Here is a 14,959-nt window from a genome sequence, read left to right on the forward strand (position 1 = left end):
CTTCCCAAAAATAGGCATCCTAAAACGGCAACCAAGCATCCAGAGCGGGGATCCAGGTCGGGCGTAGGCTATTTGCACTGGTTTCGTTCGCGCCGGGCAAGTCGTCCTCTGTTCGCCGTGTGACGGCCAAGCAGCAGCGCAACGGCCCTTGTCTCGCTCCGAACACGCATGGTTGAAAACGCTGGCTCGGAACTTGGCGGGACCACCCTGCCCCACTCAACCGGGTTCGCTCTGACACAGCCCCTCTCGATTCAATGCCCCAGCAGCCAGATAACAATAATATTGCACCCCGAGCGGCAGGATCGCATCATTGAACCGATAGCTGGGGCTGTGAAGATTGCCACCACCCTCTGCAGGGCCATTGCCGATCCAGACATAAGCGCCGGCAACCTCCTGCAACATGAATGCAAAATCCTCGGCCGCCATACTTGGGGGAAGGTCCTTTTCCACCGCATTTGGTCCGACGACGGCCGTTGCCGCGACCTCAGCAAGGGCCAAGGCCGGATTTGCATTGATCGTCGCAGGATAGCGGCGTTGGTAATCCAGCTGCGCGGTAGCATGGAAGGCTGCCGCGATCGCCGCCGCGCGATGTTCCATCTCGGACTGGAGAAAATCGCGGGTCTCGGGCCGAAAACTGCGCACCGTGCCGCGCAGCGTGAGCATCTCCGGAATGACGTTCAGCGTGTCCCCGGCAAAGATCTGTGTGATGGAAATGACTGCCGGGTCGGTCGGGGCGATGGCACGGCTGACAAGGGTTTGCCAGGCCATCTGGACCTGTGCGGCAAGCGTGATCGGGTCGATCCCCTCATGCGGCATGGCACCATGACTGCCGCGCCCGATCAGCCGCAACTCAAACGTATCGAAAGCGGCCATGACCGGGCCGGCATGGAGAGCAAAATGGCCTTCCCGCAAGCCGGGCCAGTTATGCATGGAGAAGACCATGTCGACCGGAAACTTTTCGAAGAGCCCCGCCTCCATCATCACACGAGCGCCGCCCTCGTTCTCCTCGGCCGGCTGGAAGATGAAGACCACGGTGCCGGGGCCGGGCGGCTCCTGAACCATCGCACGCGCGGCTCCCAAGAGCATCGTCGTGTGGCCGTCATGGCCACAAGCATGCATCTTGCCCGGAACGGTCGAGGCGAATGTCAGACCGGTTGTTTCCGTGATCGGCAGCGCGTCAATGTCCGCGCGCAGCCCGACCGACCGCCCCTCCCCGTTTCGCAATACACCTACAACCCCTGTCCCGGCGATGCCCTCATGCACCTCCAGCCCCATGGCCCTCAACTCCCGGGCGATGAACGCAGCGGTGCGATGTTCTTCGAAGGCCGTCTCCGGATACGCATGGAGGTCGTGGCGCCATTCTCTGAGCAACGGCACCATTTCCTGAACCGCGCGCGAAACCTGCATCGCCGTCACCCGCTGACGAACGTCAGGCCAATGCCGGCCGCGAGCCCGACCAGAAACCAGGCGACCCGGTCGATGACCGGGATGTGACCAGCCAATGCAGCAGGTTTGGCCGCGGACGTGGCCTCCGCAGGGACAGCCTCCACCTCTGGGACCTCACCGGTCAAGACACGCGAGAACGCGGAGAAGAAATCGTTGGCCGTTTTCTTGGCGACTCCTTGAATCAGGCGCCCACCGACGCTCGCCAGCTTTCCGGCAACTTCGACATCGGCCTCGTAAGTCAGCCGCGTGCCGTTCTCCTCCGGTGCCAGCGACACTCTTGCAGTTCCCTTGGCATACCCCGCCGGGCCGCCCTGCCCCCGGCCCCGCAGCGTGTACGAGACTGGCGGATTCAGGTCGGCCAGTTCCACCTTGCCCTTGAACGAGGCCGAGACTGGCCCGACCTTCACAACGATGGTCGAGGTAAATTCCGTTTCGCCAGTCCGCTCGATGGCGTTACATCCGGGAATCGCGCGTCCCAGGACATCAGGATCGTTCAGGCCCTCCCAAACGCGCTCCTGCGTGGCCGGTATGAATGCGTCCCCTTCAAGCCGCATGGTTGCCCCCCACGATGCCGGCATAGGCACGGATGAGCGCCTGCGTTCCCTCCTCCCCGAACCCCTCTTCGACGAGTTGCCGATAGAGTTTGCGCGCAAGAGCCAGCCCCGGAAGCGAGAGTTGCATGGCCTCGGCCTCCTCGAGCGCAATCGACATGTCCTTGACAAAATGGTGAATGAAGAAGCCCGGCGAAAAATCTTCCGCCACGATCTTTGGACCCAAACCCTTGAGCAGGAAGCTTGAAGCGGCGCCGGTGCCGACCACATCGAGCGTGGCCGCCTGCGAAAGACCGGCCGCCTTGGCATAGGCCAGGCATTCGCAAACGCCGACCATGGTCGAGGCGATCGCGATCTGGTTGGCCATCTTGGTGTGCTGCCCGGACCCGGCCGGCCCCATGTGCGAAACGGTCTTGCCCAGTATCTCGAAGAGCGGCCGCGCGGCCGCAAATGCGTCGGGGTCACCGCCGACCATGATTGCCAGCGCCGCGGCCTTGGCGCCTCCCTCGCCACCAGAGACGGGCGCGTCGAGCGCCGACAGCCCCTGCGCCGCGGCCCTGTCCGCGATGCGCCGAGCAAGGTCCGGGCTCGAGGTGGTCATGTCGATCAGGATGGCGCCGTCGCGAGCGCGATCGAGAATGCCGCCGGGAGAGAGATAGATCTCTTCGACATCCGCAGGATAGCCTACGATGCTGATCACCACGTCGCATTCGGCGGCGACATCGCCAAGGTTGTCGCACCAGACCGCGCCACGATCGACGAGAGCCTCTGCCTTATGGCGGCTACGGTTGAAAACCCGAAGCACGTGGCCGACATCGAGGATATGCCCGGCCATATATTGCCCCATGATCCCCAGGCCGATGAAGCCGACCGTCATTTTCCCCGTCTCAGCCGTCATGTGTCTTCATCCTCGTTTCTGAAATTGTTCTTCGAAAGTCGGTGCACTCGGCCGCGCGTAGCAGGGCGCGAATACGCTGTGGCGTGAGCGGCAATTGCTCGACGCGAACCCCGATCGGAATCAGTGCGTCGTTTACGGCATTCGCGATCACACCGATCGATCCCATTATGCCACCCTCGGCCATACCCTTGATGCCGACCGGAGTGCGCCGATTGGGGGTATGCATCGGCAGGATCTCGATCTGGGGAACCTCGCAGGCGGAGGCGATCAGATAGTCCGCGAATGTCGCGCTGATGTTCTGGCCGGCGGAATCGTAGACGACCTCTTCCATCAACGCACCGCTCAGCCCCATCGCGACAGCGCCTTGTTGCTGTCCCTTCACGACCACCGGGTTGAGCACCGTTCCGCAATCCTCCGCCACGATATAACGGGCAATCGACAGTCGGCCGGTAGCCGGGTCGATCTCGACCTCGCAGGCATGGGTTGCGTTGGAATAGGTCATGGGCGGCGGATCGTAGGTCAAGGACACATCGAGCCCCGGCGTAATCCCCTCCGGCAGGGCCGTCGGATCGAGATAGGCCCGCCGCGCTACATCCGAGAGCGTCAGGCCACTGTGCTGCCATTCGGCATCCAGGTACTGTTCGATCCTCCCGTCATGAATACGAAGGCCCTGTGCGTCGTTCACGTTCAGCATGCCTGCGGCGATAGCCAGCGCCTTGTCTCGCGCTTTCTGAGCGCAAAGATAGAGCGTTCCGCCCCCCGCCGTCGCCCCGCGACCGCCACGGCTGCCCATGCCATAAGGGGCGATATCGGTATGCCCCATGTGGACAATCACAGATTCCGTCGGCACGCCGAGCCCTTCGGCGACCGCCTGGGCGAGCGGCGTCTCATATCCCTGCCCGGACCCCATCAGCCCAACCGACGCATTGACAACGCCGCTCGGCTCGATCCGAACCCAAGCCGCCTCGTGGCCTGAGCCGGGAATGCCGGCCGCCTTGTAGAATTGCGATCCATAGGTGGTGGATTCAATCACCGTGCAGAATCCGAGCCCGAGGAGTCGCCCCGCCTGTCGTGCTTCCTCCTGCCGTTGGCGGAAGGCGGGCACGTCAATCGCCGCCGCTGCAGCCTCGAGAGTTTCCAGCGGCGTAACGTCTTCCAGAACCTCGCCGGTCGGCATGGCAAACGGCAGGTCCTCGGCGCGCAGCGCATTGACCCGCCGCACTTCCAGCGGCTCCAGCCCAAGGTCGCTGGCAACCGCGTCTATCGTGCCGTCCATCACCCAACTGGTGATTGCCATCGGGGCCCGCATCGGCCCGTTGCCACATTTGTTGGTCAGCACGACTTTCACGTCGAAAGCGTAGTCGTTGATCCGATACGGCCCGGTCAGGATCATGGCAATAACCCGCGCCATGTAGTTCGCCGGGTAAAAGCAATAGGCGCCGAAATCCTCGGTCAGTTCCAATTCCAACCCGAGGATCCGGCCATCGGCCCGCACGGAGGCCCGCGTCACGCAGTGGGTCTCCCGGGCGTGGCTCGCGGAGGTCAGGTTCTCCATCCGGTCCTCGCGCCACCGCACCGGGCGGGCGAGGTGGCGCGAAAGGGCCGCCACTGCCAGTTCCTCTCGGTAGAGTGCAATCTTTTGCCCGAAAGCGCCGCCGATATCCGGGCTGATCACCGTGACCTGCGTTTCCCGCATCCTAAGTCGTCCTGCGAGTTGCCCGCGCAGCGGGTGCGGCGCCTGGGTGCCGATATGCATGGTCAGGTGTTCGCGGCCCGCGTCCCAATCCGCCAGGCATCCGCGCGTCTCCATCGGCGAATGGGTATGGCGGTGGAGGTCGAAACGCGCCTCCACGATCCGTTCTGCCTCGGCACTGCGGGCGGCGATATCGCCGGCGCTGAAGAACTGGTGAGACACCAGATTTCCAGAAAGCGCTTCATCGACCTTGGGCGCGTCAGGGCGAAGCGCCGAATCCGTGTCGACAACGGAATCGATTGGCTCATACTCTACCTCGACGCGTTCCGCCGCGTCTTCGGCAACATAGCGATCCTCGGCGAGCACCACCGCCACCGGGTCGCCGTGAAACCGTACTTTGTCGATGGGTAGCGTCGTCATCTCGACCGGATGCAGGCCCTCGATCGGCGGCGCGAGCCGGAGCGACGTCGTCCAGCACGCAAGGTCCTCGCCGACGAAGACGCCGGCAACCCCGGGCATTGCCCGAGCCGCGGCGCAGTCGACAGACAAGATCCGCGCATGTCCGTGCGGCGAGCGCACGAAACAGGCATGCAGCGCGCCCGGCATCGCGATGTCGTCGAGATACCGCCCCTTGCCGATGAGAAAGCGCCGGTCCTCGCGGCGCGGCAGAGGTTGACCGATATAGCGGAAATCATTTTTCGCGGTCATGCGCTCGGCCCCTCCCGTATCACCCGCGCCGCTTTCAGGATCGCCGCAACGATGCTCTGGTAGCCGGTGCATCGGCAGATATTTCCCGACAGCACTTCGCGCACTTCCGCTTCATCCGGGTCGGGGTTCTCACGCAGATAGGCTTCAAAGGTCATGACGATGCCAGCGGTACAGAACCCGCATTGCAGCCCATGTTCCTCGTGCAGGGCCTGCTGGAGCGGGCCAAATGCATCGCCGGTCGCGACCGACTCGATGGTGGTCACCTCATGACCCTCCATCTGCACCGCAAATGTCAGGCAGGACCGCGCTGGTTCGCCGTCGATCAACACCGTGCAAGCACCGCAAATGCCGTGCTCGCATCCGACATGCGTGCCCGTCAGGTGCAGGTCCTCGCGCAAAACGTCCGACAGCAGCTTTCGTGGCGGCACGCGAATCTCGCGCGTCTCTCCGTTTACCACCAGCGAGATCTCGACAGGAGCGGTCATACCGGCACTTCCTTCCGCTCGAAAGCGCGGATCAGAGCGCGCATGGTCACGTCCTTCACCAGTTCACGACGGAACTCCGCCGGCACGCGGGTGTCATCCTCGGGCGAGACGGAGTTTGCGGCCAGTTCAGCGAAACTCTTGGCCATCTCCGCGTTTGAAGGAGAGCCCATGGCCGCGGTTTCCACTGCTGTAAGCCGCTGCGGCACCGGCGCCACGCCGCCCATCCCTAGGCGGAGCGTCTCGATGGCACCAGACGCGTCGCGCGTCAGAGATACCGCCGCGCTGACCACTGCGAAATCCCCGTGCCGCAGGCTGAACATCTCGAAGGCCGTGGACGCCCGCGCCCCCATGCGCGGAAAGCGCACCGCGGTCACCAGTTCGCCCGGCTTTAGGTCAACCGTCATGATCGAAAGAAAAAACTTGGAAGCCGCCACAACCCGCGTTCCGATGGTCGATTGCAGAACGATGTCGGCCCCCAGGGTCACGGCGACCAGCGGGAGCTGGGCGGCAGGGTCAGCATGTGAAAGGCTGCCGCCAAGCGTGCCGCGCCAGCGGATGGCATAGTGCCCGATCGTTGCAGCCGCCTCTGCTAGAAGCGGCAGGTCGCGCCGGGTCTCGACCGAAGTCGCCAGCCGTTGGTGTCGCGTCATAGCACCGATCTCCACGATGTCCGCCGAGGGGCGAACATAGTCGAGGTCAATGAGGTCATTCAGGTCGACGAGATGCTCGGGGCGTGTGATTCGCATGTTCATCATTGGCCCGAGGCTCTGGCCGCCGGCCAGCGGCTTGGCCGTGTCACCGAGCCGACCGAGGAGCGCGAGCGCTTCGGCAAGTTCGCGTGGCCGGTGATAGGAGAATGGGGCGGGTTTCATTGCGTGGCCAACTACCAGATCAGGGAGGCGCCGCTGGCCTTGTCGAAGACATGAAGCCGGCTGAGATCGACCGAAAGCGCGACGTTCTCGCCAAGCGCGTGATCGAGATCCTTTCCGACGCGGAAGAAGAGCTCTTCTCCGCAGAAGTCAAAGCCGAGGAACTGATCCGAGCCCACCGGCAGAACCGAGTTTACTTTTCCCCTAATCAAGGAGTCCTCACCGCTGCTCCGGGTTTCATCTACGTCTTCGGCCCGGATCCCCAGACGAATTTCGCGGCCATTGCTGCTCGCCAGTTTCCGGGCGGTTTCCCCCGCGAATTTCAGCTTTAGATCCCCTCGGACAAAACTTACCGTCTCCCCGTCCGAGACCTCAACCGCGCCGTCGATATAGTTGATCGGCGGGTTGCCCAGGAACGAGGCCACGAAAGTGTTCTGCGGGCGTTCGTAGATGTCGTCCGGTGTTCCGATCTGCTGCACCACCCCGTCCTTCATGACCACGATGCGGTCCGCCAGAGTCAGCGCCTCGGCCTGATCATGGGTCACGTAGACGAAGGTCGTCTGCATGGCGTGGTGCAGGTCTTTGATCTCGGCGCGCATGGAAATCCTGAGCGCAGCGTCGAGATTCGACAGTGGCTCATCCATCAGGAAAACAGCCGGGTTGCGGACCATCGCCCGGCCGAGCGCCACGCGCTGCCGCTGGCCGCCAGACAATTGTGATGGCCGACGGTCCAACAGGTGCGATATCTCCAACTTATCCGCCGCGTCCTGCACCCGGCGGGCCGTTTCCTCGCGCGGCACTTTCCGCATCTGCAACCCGAAGGCGATATTGTCGAAGACCGTCTTGTGCGGATAGAGCGCATAGCTCTGGAACACCATGGCGACATCCCGCCGGTGTGGCGGCATGTAATTGACCATCTGGTCGTCGAAGAGGAGGCGACCGTCGCTGACCTCCTCTAGCCCCGCAATCATGTTGAGCGTCGTCGACTTGCCGCAACCCGAGGGACCGAGGAGAACGAGAAACTCCTTGTCACGAATGTCGAGGTTGAGATCCTTCACGGCATGAAAGCCGTTGGAGTATTTCTTACCGACACTCTCAAAGCGAATGCCCGCCATGAGGTCTTTCCTTTCTAGCCTTTCACGGCACCGGCAGTGAGGCCGGAGACGATGTATCTCTCGAAGATGATCGCAACGATCACGGGTGGAATAATAGCAAGCACCCCAGCCGCGTTGATGAACGAAAAGCTGATCGTGAAGTCGGACGTGAAGGCCGCGAGCAGGATCGGCAGCGTCTGCGACGCCTCGGTCTGTGTGAACATCAGCGCAAGCAGGAATTCGTTCCAGCTTGTCAGGAAGGTGAAGAGCACGACCGCCACCAGAGATGGCAACGACAAGGGCAGAAACACCCGTATCAACGCCTGGAAACGAGAGCAGCCGTCAACCCGCGCCGCCTTGTCCAGCTCGTCCGGAAGGCCCTCAAAATACTGAAGCAGGATGAAGACCGAGAAGGGAACCGTGACTGCCAGATAAGTTAGAACCAACGAACCGATCGTGTCCAACATGCCGAGTTTTCGGATGACCAGAAAGAACGGGACGACCAGCGCGATATCCGGGATCACTCTGGTAATCAGGATGAAATAGACTGTCGCGTTACGGCCCCAGGTTCGGATCTTCGCCAAGGAATAGGCCGCAGGCACAGCCACCAGCAGGTTCAGGATGACGACCAGCGTCGCGACCGTGAGGCTGTTTGCCATCGCTGGCAGTAGGCTGCTCGCGGTGGAGGGAATGAAGCCGCCGGCCGCCGGGTCCTGCCCGCTACGCGTCTCGTATGTGACTGTCTCTTCTTCCGTTGCACTAAAGATCGCCTTGAAGTTCCGAAGCGTCGGCTCCTCGGGGATCCAGTGCGGCGGGACCGATACGATTTCCGCCTCGGTCTGAACGGACGAGGACACCAGCCAGGTCACAGGAGCGATGACGTAGACGGCCAGTAGAATTGAGCCGCCGAATATTATCAGCCGCTGGGCTATCCGAGCGAGACGTTGGCGCCGCCGGTAGTCGACGACCTGCGTGCTGGAGCTTGGCACATCGCTCATGGTCAAACCTTTCGGCCAAGAGATCGGATGAAGGTGTAGGACAGCGCGAAAGTCACCAATGCCAGCACGTAGGACATTGCCGCACCGCTGCCGAAGGAGAGGTTACGGAATGTCTCAACATAGATGTGCCAGGAAAGCACGTGGCTGGCATTGCCCGGGCCACCTTCGGTGAGGATGAAGAAAAGGTCGAAATGCCGGATTGCCATCATCGTCTCGTAGATCAGCACCAGCATGAAGCCGGGTTTCATCGCCGGCAGCGTGACATGGATGAAGCGTTGCCAGACGCCGGCGCCGTCCACACGGGCGGCCTGATAAAGGTCAGAAGGGATCGCTTTCAGCGACACCAGAAGCAGGATCGTCGCGAGCGGGACCTCCTTCCAGACGAAGGCATTGGCGATCAGGAAGATCGTCTTGTCCTGATCCCCTAGCCAGACCATGTATTTATCAATGAAATCAAGTTGATAAAGGATACCATTCAGAGCGCCGTAACCTGAATCGTAGATCCATTTCCACATCAACGCGTTGGCGACATAGGGAATCGCCCAAGGGACCAGGAGGATCGTCGACAGAACGCGGCGTCCGCGGAAGTTCTGGTTTAGCAGCAGCGAGACGAGTAGCGAGATGGCAAGGATCGCAGCGACGGAAACCACCGAAAAGGTCACCGTCCGCGCCACCGAGACCCAGAAGAGATCGTTAGTGAACAGATCGAGATAATTGTCCAGCCCGACAAAAGGCGTCCGGTTTGGCCGTGTGAGCTTGATGCGGAAGAAACTCAGATAGAACGAATAGAGGATCGGAAACACCGCGACCCCCATAAGCACCGCCAGAACCGGCGCGAGAAAGATTGCCGCGCTGCGCTCCTCGTACCCGAAGAGGCGCCTCATGGAACCCCTGACCGGTTGATGATAGTTTACGTCCGCCACACGCGCGCCCGCCCTTCAAACTTGCACGGAAAAGTATCCGGCGCGAGCGACTCTCGAGCCGGACACGGCTTTCAGATTTCAGTAGTCCTGCTTCAACTCGTCCCAGAACTCTGCCGATTTCATCACCGCCGTGGCGGCATCGGTGTTGCCCAGAATGGCGGATTGCCAAGCGGACCCGTTCGTCTCGTTCCACTCCCCGAACCACGGCGTCACGACATCCTTCTTCATCGCCAAGGCTTGCTGAGCCTGGATCATGTCAACATTGCCATAGGCATCGTAGGCAGCGCGGATCTCGGGATCGTCGAAGAGCGGCTTCACCCCGAAACCCGCCCCGATATCGAGGAAGAGGAACTTTTGGAAGGTGTATGCGCCATTGGCCTTTCCACCGAACCACTCGATCAGCTTGGCGGTGCTCTCCGCCCGCGCCTTGTCCTGCGCCGCTTGTGAGGCCATACCGTGGAATCGCATCCAGCCGACCGTATTGTGGTCACCGTTCGGCCCCTTGGGCATCATCGCCTGCTTCACGTTGCCAGCGATTTGGGACTGCTCGGGATCGTTCAGCATCCGGAGCCGGTATTTCGCCACCATCGCGAAGGCATGGTTTCCGGACGCAAAGGCTTTCAAGCCGGAGAGTTCCCCGGTCTCGACGCAGGCTGGCGACACGATGCCATGGGTGTTGACGGCATCGACGACCCATTGCAGCGCCTCGACGGCCCCCTTGTCCTTCTCCTGCATGACCGCCATGCCGTCGTCATCGACGAAGCGGCCGCCGTGCGAGAACACCAGCGCCGACATAAATTCGATCAGCCAGCTCTCCTGGGCCATTGCGAGCATCATCGGATAGTCGGAGATGCCCTTCTCCTTCATCACCAGAGATTGCTCGACCACTTCCTCCCAGGTTGCAGGCGGCGCGTCGAAACCCGCCTCCTTTATCTTCGACTCGTCGTAGAGAAAGGCCATGAAGTCGGTGTAGTAGGTCAGGCCGTATTGACGGCCGTTATAGGTCATCGAGTTGGTGCAAAAATCCTCCGCCTCGGCATTGTACGCCATCAGGAAGTCAAACTCATCCACGGGCGAGATCCAGCCCGCCTCGGCCCATTCCGGCAACCACGCATCCGAGACCCACATCATGTCGAGCGGCGCGCCGCCGACGAACTTGGTCACCATGCTCTCACGGTACTGGGCCCACGGCGCATTGCCATAGTTGACCGGAATCCCGGTGGCCTCGGTAAAGGCGTTAACATGGCTCTGCACCGTATCGACGGCCGCCGACCATGTCTGCATGTTGATCGTCGGCCCGCCCTGGGCGAAGCCGATCCGCGCAGGCGCCGCAAGTGCGACGGCACCCGCGGCGGCGGAGGTCCGCAGGAAGTCCCGCCGACCAAAGTTCGATTTCAGAAGTCCTGACATCTCTTGATCCCCGTTGTCCTTATCGGCCGCCACAGCTCGGAAGCCTCGCCGCGAATGACCACCTTTGCCGTCGGAGCACCCGACAGCATGAGTCTAACGCTAGCGATTCGTTCAATTGTCGTCAATTGACGACTTATAGCACAACTAGAAGTGCCATAAATCGACGCAGAATCGATCAAGCCGGACTACAGCCCGGCTCAATTCGATAGCAGGTTATGAATATTGCGGTGCAGGCGTCGACTAGTCGGCTGCAGCTTGCGCCTCGACCATGGGCACAAATCCACCTAGGAACATCCGGACATGCATCTCCACGATCCGGTCATCATCCACGACGGTCCGCGCCTTGTAGATGTGTTTGCGAATGGCGTAGTGTGAGATGGCTCCATGCAGGGTCCAGCCCATTTCGAGCACGAGTGCGCGATCCTCGGGCAAAGTCACATCAAACTCGTGCGCCGCCTCGCGCATTAGGACCTCCAGCAGCTGCGTGATGATGCTGGCAATATAGTCTGGCGCCATGCTTCCGTCGGTCAGCGAGGCAAACAAAAACAGCCTCAGCCATTTCCGGGTCAACGTTTTTTGTAAATATTCCTGATAGAAAGAGAAAAATCTCTCTTCCACAGGCACGGACCGATCCTGCAATTCGACAAACCAGCTCGCCTTGAAAACCCCAAGGATCTCTTCCCGATAGACCTCCGCCACGAGCTCTTCCTTGGTCGGGAAGAAACGATACAACAGCCGCTGGGACACTCCACAGGCCTCTGCAAGCCGGCGCGTTTGACCCGAGAGGCCATTCTCGGAGAAGAACTGAGCGGCCGTGTCCAGGATCTGCGCTCGCCGTTCGGCATGTGGAAGCCGCGATTGCGACGCCCCGGACGCCCCCCTGCCCTCATCCGACGCCGTTCGCGTCCTTTTGCGCATCGTGTTCGCCTTCATTCTCACCCGGTGACCCCTCAACATGCCTCGCACCGGCTTATAGCACCCGCCTCGGACAGCCAAGTCCCACACGGTGGCCGGCTGAAGCAGATGCATGTCGTCAGACGACGACTTATTTATTGCACGCACATGACAAGCCCGTCTATCCTCTGTTGGATGGCGCAAAAACCGAACCACCCGAACGAGGCCAAATGACATGATATTCGAAAAGCGCACCTACCGAGTTACCGCCGGCAAAGCCCCTGAATTCCTCAAGCTCTACGAAGCAGAGGGACTAGGCATCATCACCAAATACGCCACGCTCAACGGATGCTGGACAACCGACAGCGGCCCGTTGAACTCCGTGGTCTTTCTCTGGTCCTACGAGGACTATGGCCACAGGAGTCAACAACGCGCGAAGCTCGCGGCAGATCCGGAATGGCAGGCCTTTGTTCCGAAGATCCTTCCGTATCTCGACTACCAGGAAAGCGTGTTTCTTCTTCCGGCGGCATTCTCGCCACTCTAGGGGACGCAGAAACAGTTTCCAGCCTGCAGAAGAGCGAGGTGGCTCGGGAAGCCTGAACAGGTGAGACAGGTGCGTTTTCTGCTCCCAATCTGGCAGTAATGCCGGGGTGATGGAATGAAACAGGCCAGGACGTCCGGGACGAAATCACGTCGGCGCATTTATGGCGAATGCCATGTTAGCTAGGTTTAAGGGCGACGGACAGAATCGAAGCTTGTGCAACTGCCAATAACTGGGCGCGTCAACTGCAGGGGCTTGGACATGACGTGCGCCTGATTCCGCAGGCTCACTGTCTGTTCGGAGACTGGTTAGAATTTGTCTGCCAGCACCGCAGAAGGAACTGGAAGACATGGATGTCGATGAGATGGTCAGATTGATCATGGCGCGTGGGGACGCTAATCACGTCCCTTGAGGGAGAGACCTACGACCGACCTGCCGGAACGCCGCCCATTGGGCGGCGTTCGGCGTTTTAGGGGCATCGGAGGTATCCCATGGGCGCCGTCTTCTTCACTCTCGGCGTCGACTTCATGATCGCCATCATCGCCACCCTATAAATTGAGCCCGATGCGCCAACCGGCTCGCTAGCCACAGGCGCAATACGAACAACAACCTCGGTTGCGTAACGGTAAGCACGAATGGTTTCGTGGTGGCCGATTTGGAACTAGTAGAGGGAAGCGGCCTGCAGCCACTTACAGGTCACGTCTACTCTCTCAACAATGCATAGATCGCCGGAACCACCTCCGGGATTGCGTCCGCTGCGGCGGCCAGCGCGTCGTCGATCTCCTCCTGCGCCAGCCCGAACATCGAGTTGCCATTGTCGTCGAACATGTGGACGAGGATTGGAAGCATCAGCTTCGCTCCCTCGGATGTTTCGACTTTGGACTTCCAAGCGGCGGGGGCTAATTTGACGGCGTCCATGAACCCTTCGCACCAGTCCATGGCGATCACATGGCCTTCTTTCATCTGCCAGAATACCGGATCGATGGTCTTAGACTGGCCTTCGAGGATCGAAGAGATTTCGTCAAAGCGATCGGTGACCAGTTTCTTGATGTGGTCAGGCACGGCATCGGGATCTCCGAGAGCGGTGACAATCCAAACCTCCTCGGGGATCTCTTCTGGAAGACACGCCACGCCGGTCAGGAAGCCGTCAAGATCGGAGATCGCCATGGAGTCCTCGGGTGCGTCCTTGGACGTTAGGTATGCGTCGAGTTTCTGAAGGGGATCCATTGGCGGAAGGCTCCACAGTTGGGTCCGGTGGAATCAACTTCTGCTTGTCATATCGTCATGACGCCAGTACGCCGCTCTATCAGCCACGTTTTTTTACGTTAGATCAGACTGAGCCGACGGGCTCAAAAAAGAATTCGAGCGCTTGTCTCGCCCCCTGTCTCGCCCGCCAGTCGGCGTCACCTTATGTGATCGCCCAAGTCTTTGAAAGGATGGTGAGCCGTACAGGATTCGAACCTGTGACCCACTGATTAAAAGTCAGTTGCTCTACCAACTGAGCTAACGGCCCATCCGAGGCCCGCTGACTAAAAGACCTGCCGCATGGGGTCAAGCATAAAATTCACTCTCTCTTCAAAAGCGCGGGCGCACCGCGTATATCCCCCGCACCATGGCTGATTCTGATCAACACCCCGCGCTGAACTTCATGAAAATGCACGGTCTGGGCAACGATTTTGTCGTTGTCGATGGCCGGCATGGCGCCGTGCCGCCCATCGGCCCCGTTGCGAGAGCCCTGGGCGATCGCCACCGGGGCGTGGGGTTCGATCAGCTTGCCGTGATCGAGGCCGATGAGGTGGCCGATGCGCGGCTGGTCTTCTACAACGCTGACGGATCTCTTTCGGCGACCTGCGGAAACGCGACTCGCTGTGTGGCCCGGCACCTGATGAACGAATCCGGCAAGTCCTCGGTAACGCTTCGGACGGAGCGGGGATTGCTTGCCTGCGCGGATGCCGGCGACGGGCTGACCCGGGTCAATATGGGTGCACCGCTGCTCGATTGGGCCGAGGTTCCGCTGGCCGAAGCGATGGATACGCTGGAGTTGCCCATCGAGGGGCGTCCGACGGCGACCGGCATGGGCAATCCGCATTGCACCTTCTTCGTGGACGATGTGGACGCGGTGGACCTCGCCGCCTTTGGCGCCGAGCACGAGCATCACCGCCTCTTCCCCGAGCGGACGAATGTGCAGGTCGCGCATGTGATCGGACCGGACCACTTGCGGATGCGGGTTTGGGAGCGTGGCACGGGGATTACGCTCGCCTCCGGCTCATCCTCCTGTGCGACCGCCGTGGCCGCCGCGCGGCGTGGGCTGACCGGGCGCAGTGTCCGCATCGAGCTCGATGGCGGCACGATCTTCATCGACTGGCGGGAGGACGGCGTGCATATGACCGGTCCGACGGCCCATGTGTTCAATGGCACGCTCACCCCTGCCTTCCTCGAGAGCCTCTGA

14 protein-coding genes and 1 tRNA gene are annotated in these 14,959 nt (G+C 61.0%); 2 read left to right on the forward strand and 13 right to left on the reverse strand.

Annotated features, from left to right (window positions below; translation table 11 throughout):
- Positions 1–216: 216 nt before the first annotated feature.
- The 11 genes from BLR85_RS06600 to BLR85_RS29770 form a co-directional block, all read right to left on the reverse strand.
- Positions 217–1,407: a M20 aminoacylase family protein gene (locus tag BLR85_RS06600; RefSeq protein WP_093152056.1), complete on the reverse strand. Its 1,191-nt coding sequence runs from the start codon at positions 1,405–1,407 to the stop codon at positions 217–219.
- Between the two features lie 5 nt (positions 1,408–1,412).
- Positions 1,413–2,000 (reverse strand): SRPBCC family protein, encoded by a 588-nt coding sequence (locus tag BLR85_RS06605; RefSeq protein WP_093152060.1) that lies wholly within the window; start codon positions 1,998–2,000, stop codon positions 1,413–1,415.
- A complete protein-coding gene (locus BLR85_RS06610) occupies positions 1,990–2,895 on the reverse strand; it encodes an NAD(P)-dependent oxidoreductase (protein ID WP_212635026.1) in 906 nt (301 codons plus the stop codon). Before BLR85_RS06610 ends, BLR85_RS06605 begins: the two co-directional genes overlap by 11 nt.
- Positions 2,885–5,296 carry a xanthine dehydrogenase family protein molybdopterin-binding subunit gene (locus tag BLR85_RS06615; protein WP_093152064.1) on the reverse strand — a complete coding sequence of 804 codons (2,412 nt, stop codon included), beginning with the start codon at positions 5,294–5,296 and terminating at the stop codon, positions 2,885–2,887. The genes BLR85_RS06610 and BLR85_RS06615 overlap by 11 nt, the downstream gene beginning before the upstream one ends.
- Entirely contained in the window at positions 5,293–5,781 is a 489-nt protein-coding gene (locus BLR85_RS06620) for a (2Fe-2S)-binding protein (protein ID WP_093152068.1), read from the reverse strand. The genes BLR85_RS06615 and BLR85_RS06620 overlap by 4 nt, the downstream gene beginning before the upstream one ends.
- A complete protein-coding gene (locus BLR85_RS06625) occupies positions 5,778–6,653 on the reverse strand; it encodes an FAD binding domain-containing protein (RefSeq protein WP_093152073.1) in 876 nt (291 codons plus the stop codon). The genes BLR85_RS06620 and BLR85_RS06625 overlap by 4 nt, the downstream gene beginning before the upstream one ends.
- A gap of 11 nt (positions 6,654–6,664) precedes the next feature.
- Complete coding sequence (locus tag BLR85_RS06630) at positions 6,665–7,765, reverse strand: ABC transporter ATP-binding protein (protein ID WP_093152078.1); 1,101 nt, start codon at positions 7,763–7,765, stop codon at positions 6,665–6,667.
- Positions 7,766–7,779: 14 nt separating this feature from the next.
- Positions 7,780–8,742: a carbohydrate ABC transporter permease gene (locus tag BLR85_RS06635; protein ID WP_093152083.1), complete on the reverse strand. Its 963-nt coding sequence runs from the start codon at positions 8,740–8,742 to the stop codon at positions 7,780–7,782.
- A 2-nt stretch (positions 8,743–8,744) separates the two neighbouring features.
- Positions 8,745–9,626 (reverse strand): carbohydrate ABC transporter permease, encoded by an 882-nt coding sequence (locus BLR85_RS06640; protein WP_093152088.1) that lies wholly within the window; start codon positions 9,624–9,626, stop codon positions 8,745–8,747.
- 117 nt (positions 9,627–9,743) lie between these two features.
- The gene (locus BLR85_RS06645; RefSeq protein WP_093152368.1) at positions 9,744–11,075 is read right to left on the reverse strand and encodes an extracellular solute-binding protein; all 1,332 of its coding nucleotides are present in this window, start codon (positions 11,073–11,075) and stop codon (positions 9,744–9,746) included.
- A gap of 240 nt (positions 11,076–11,315) precedes the next feature.
- Positions 11,316–12,206 (reverse strand): TetR/AcrR family transcriptional regulator, encoded by an 891-nt coding sequence (locus tag BLR85_RS29770; protein WP_342028775.1) that lies wholly within the window; start codon positions 12,204–12,206, stop codon positions 11,316–11,318.
- Here BLR85_RS29770 and BLR85_RS06655 point away from each other — a divergent pair.
- Positions 12,205–12,513, forward strand: a complete 309-nt coding sequence (locus tag BLR85_RS06655) for an NIPSNAP family protein (RefSeq protein ID WP_093152096.1) — start codon at positions 12,205–12,207, stop codon at positions 12,511–12,513. The genes BLR85_RS29770 and BLR85_RS06655 overlap by 2 nt on opposite strands.
- A gap of 699 nt (positions 12,514–13,212) precedes the next feature.
- Here BLR85_RS06655 and BLR85_RS06660 read toward each other — a convergent pair.
- A complete protein-coding gene (locus BLR85_RS06660) occupies positions 13,213–13,737 on the reverse strand; it encodes a UPF0149 family protein (RefSeq protein ID WP_093152101.1) in 525 nt (174 codons plus the stop codon).
- A gap of 210 nt (positions 13,738–13,947) precedes the next feature.
- A tRNA-Lys gene (locus tag BLR85_RS06665) sits at positions 13,948–14,023 on the reverse strand.
- 99 nt (positions 14,024–14,122) lie between these two features.
- Between BLR85_RS06665 and dapF the strand changes: the two genes are divergently transcribed.
- Complete coding sequence (gene dapF / locus BLR85_RS06670) at positions 14,123–14,959, forward strand: diaminopimelate epimerase (RefSeq protein ID WP_093152106.1); 837 nt, start codon at positions 14,123–14,125, stop codon at positions 14,957–14,959.

Origin of the sequence: Aliiruegeria lutimaris, from assembly GCF_900099935.1 — a bacterium.
Taxonomy (GTDB): domain Bacteria; phylum Pseudomonadota; class Alphaproteobacteria; order Rhodobacterales; family Rhodobacteraceae; genus Tropicimonas; species Tropicimonas lutimaris.

Bases quoted from the DNA above. Each gene is read 5' to 3' on its own strand.
- BLR85_RS06605 (WP_093152060.1), bottom strand. From the start codon at position 2,000: ATGCGGCTTGAAGGGGACGCATTCATACCGGCCACGCAGGAGCGCGTT.
- BLR85_RS06645 (WP_093152368.1), bottom strand. From the start codon at position 11,075: ATGTCAGGACTTCTGAAATCGAACTTTGGTCGGCGGGACTTCCTGCGG.
- BLR85_RS06610 (WP_212635026.1), bottom strand. From the start codon at position 2,895: ATGACGGCTGAGACGGGGAAAATGACGGTCGGCTTCATCGGCCTGGGG.
- BLR85_RS29770 (WP_342028775.1), bottom strand. From the start codon at position 12,206: ATGTCATTTGGCCTCGTTCGGGTGGTTCGGTTTTTGCGCCATCCAACA.
- BLR85_RS06620 (WP_093152068.1), bottom strand. From the start codon at position 5,781: ATGACCGCTCCTGTCGAGATCTCGCTGGTGGTAAACGGAGAGACGCGC.
- BLR85_RS06625 (WP_093152073.1), bottom strand. From the start codon at position 6,653: ATGAAACCCGCCCCATTCTCCTATCACCGGCCACGCGAACTTGCCGAA.
- BLR85_RS06635 (WP_093152083.1), bottom strand. From the start codon at position 8,742: ATGAGCGATGTGCCAAGCTCCAGCACGCAGGTCGTCGACTACCGGCGG.
- BLR85_RS06630 (WP_093152078.1), bottom strand. From the start codon at position 7,765: ATGGCGGGCATTCGCTTTGAGAGTGTCGGTAAGAAATACTCCAACGGC.
- BLR85_RS06655 (WP_093152096.1), top strand. From the start codon at position 12,205: ATGATATTCGAAAAGCGCACCTACCGAGTTACCGCCGGCAAAGCCCCT.
- dapF (WP_093152106.1), top strand. From the start codon at position 14,123: ATGGCTGATTCTGATCAACACCCCGCGCTGAACTTCATGAAAATGCAC.
- BLR85_RS06615 (WP_093152064.1), bottom strand. From the start codon at position 5,296: ATGACCGCGAAAAATGATTTCCGCTATATCGGTCAACCTCTGCCGCGC.
- BLR85_RS06640 (WP_093152088.1), bottom strand. From the start codon at position 9,626: ATGAGGCGCCTCTTCGGGTACGAGGAGCGCAGCGCGGCAATCTTTCTC.
- BLR85_RS06600 (WP_093152056.1), bottom strand. From the start codon at position 1,407: ATGCAGGTTTCGCGCGCGGTTCAGGAAATGGTGCCGTTGCTCAGAGAA.
- BLR85_RS06660 (WP_093152101.1), bottom strand. From the start codon at position 13,737: ATGGATCCCCTTCAGAAACTCGACGCATACCTAACGTCCAAGGACGCA.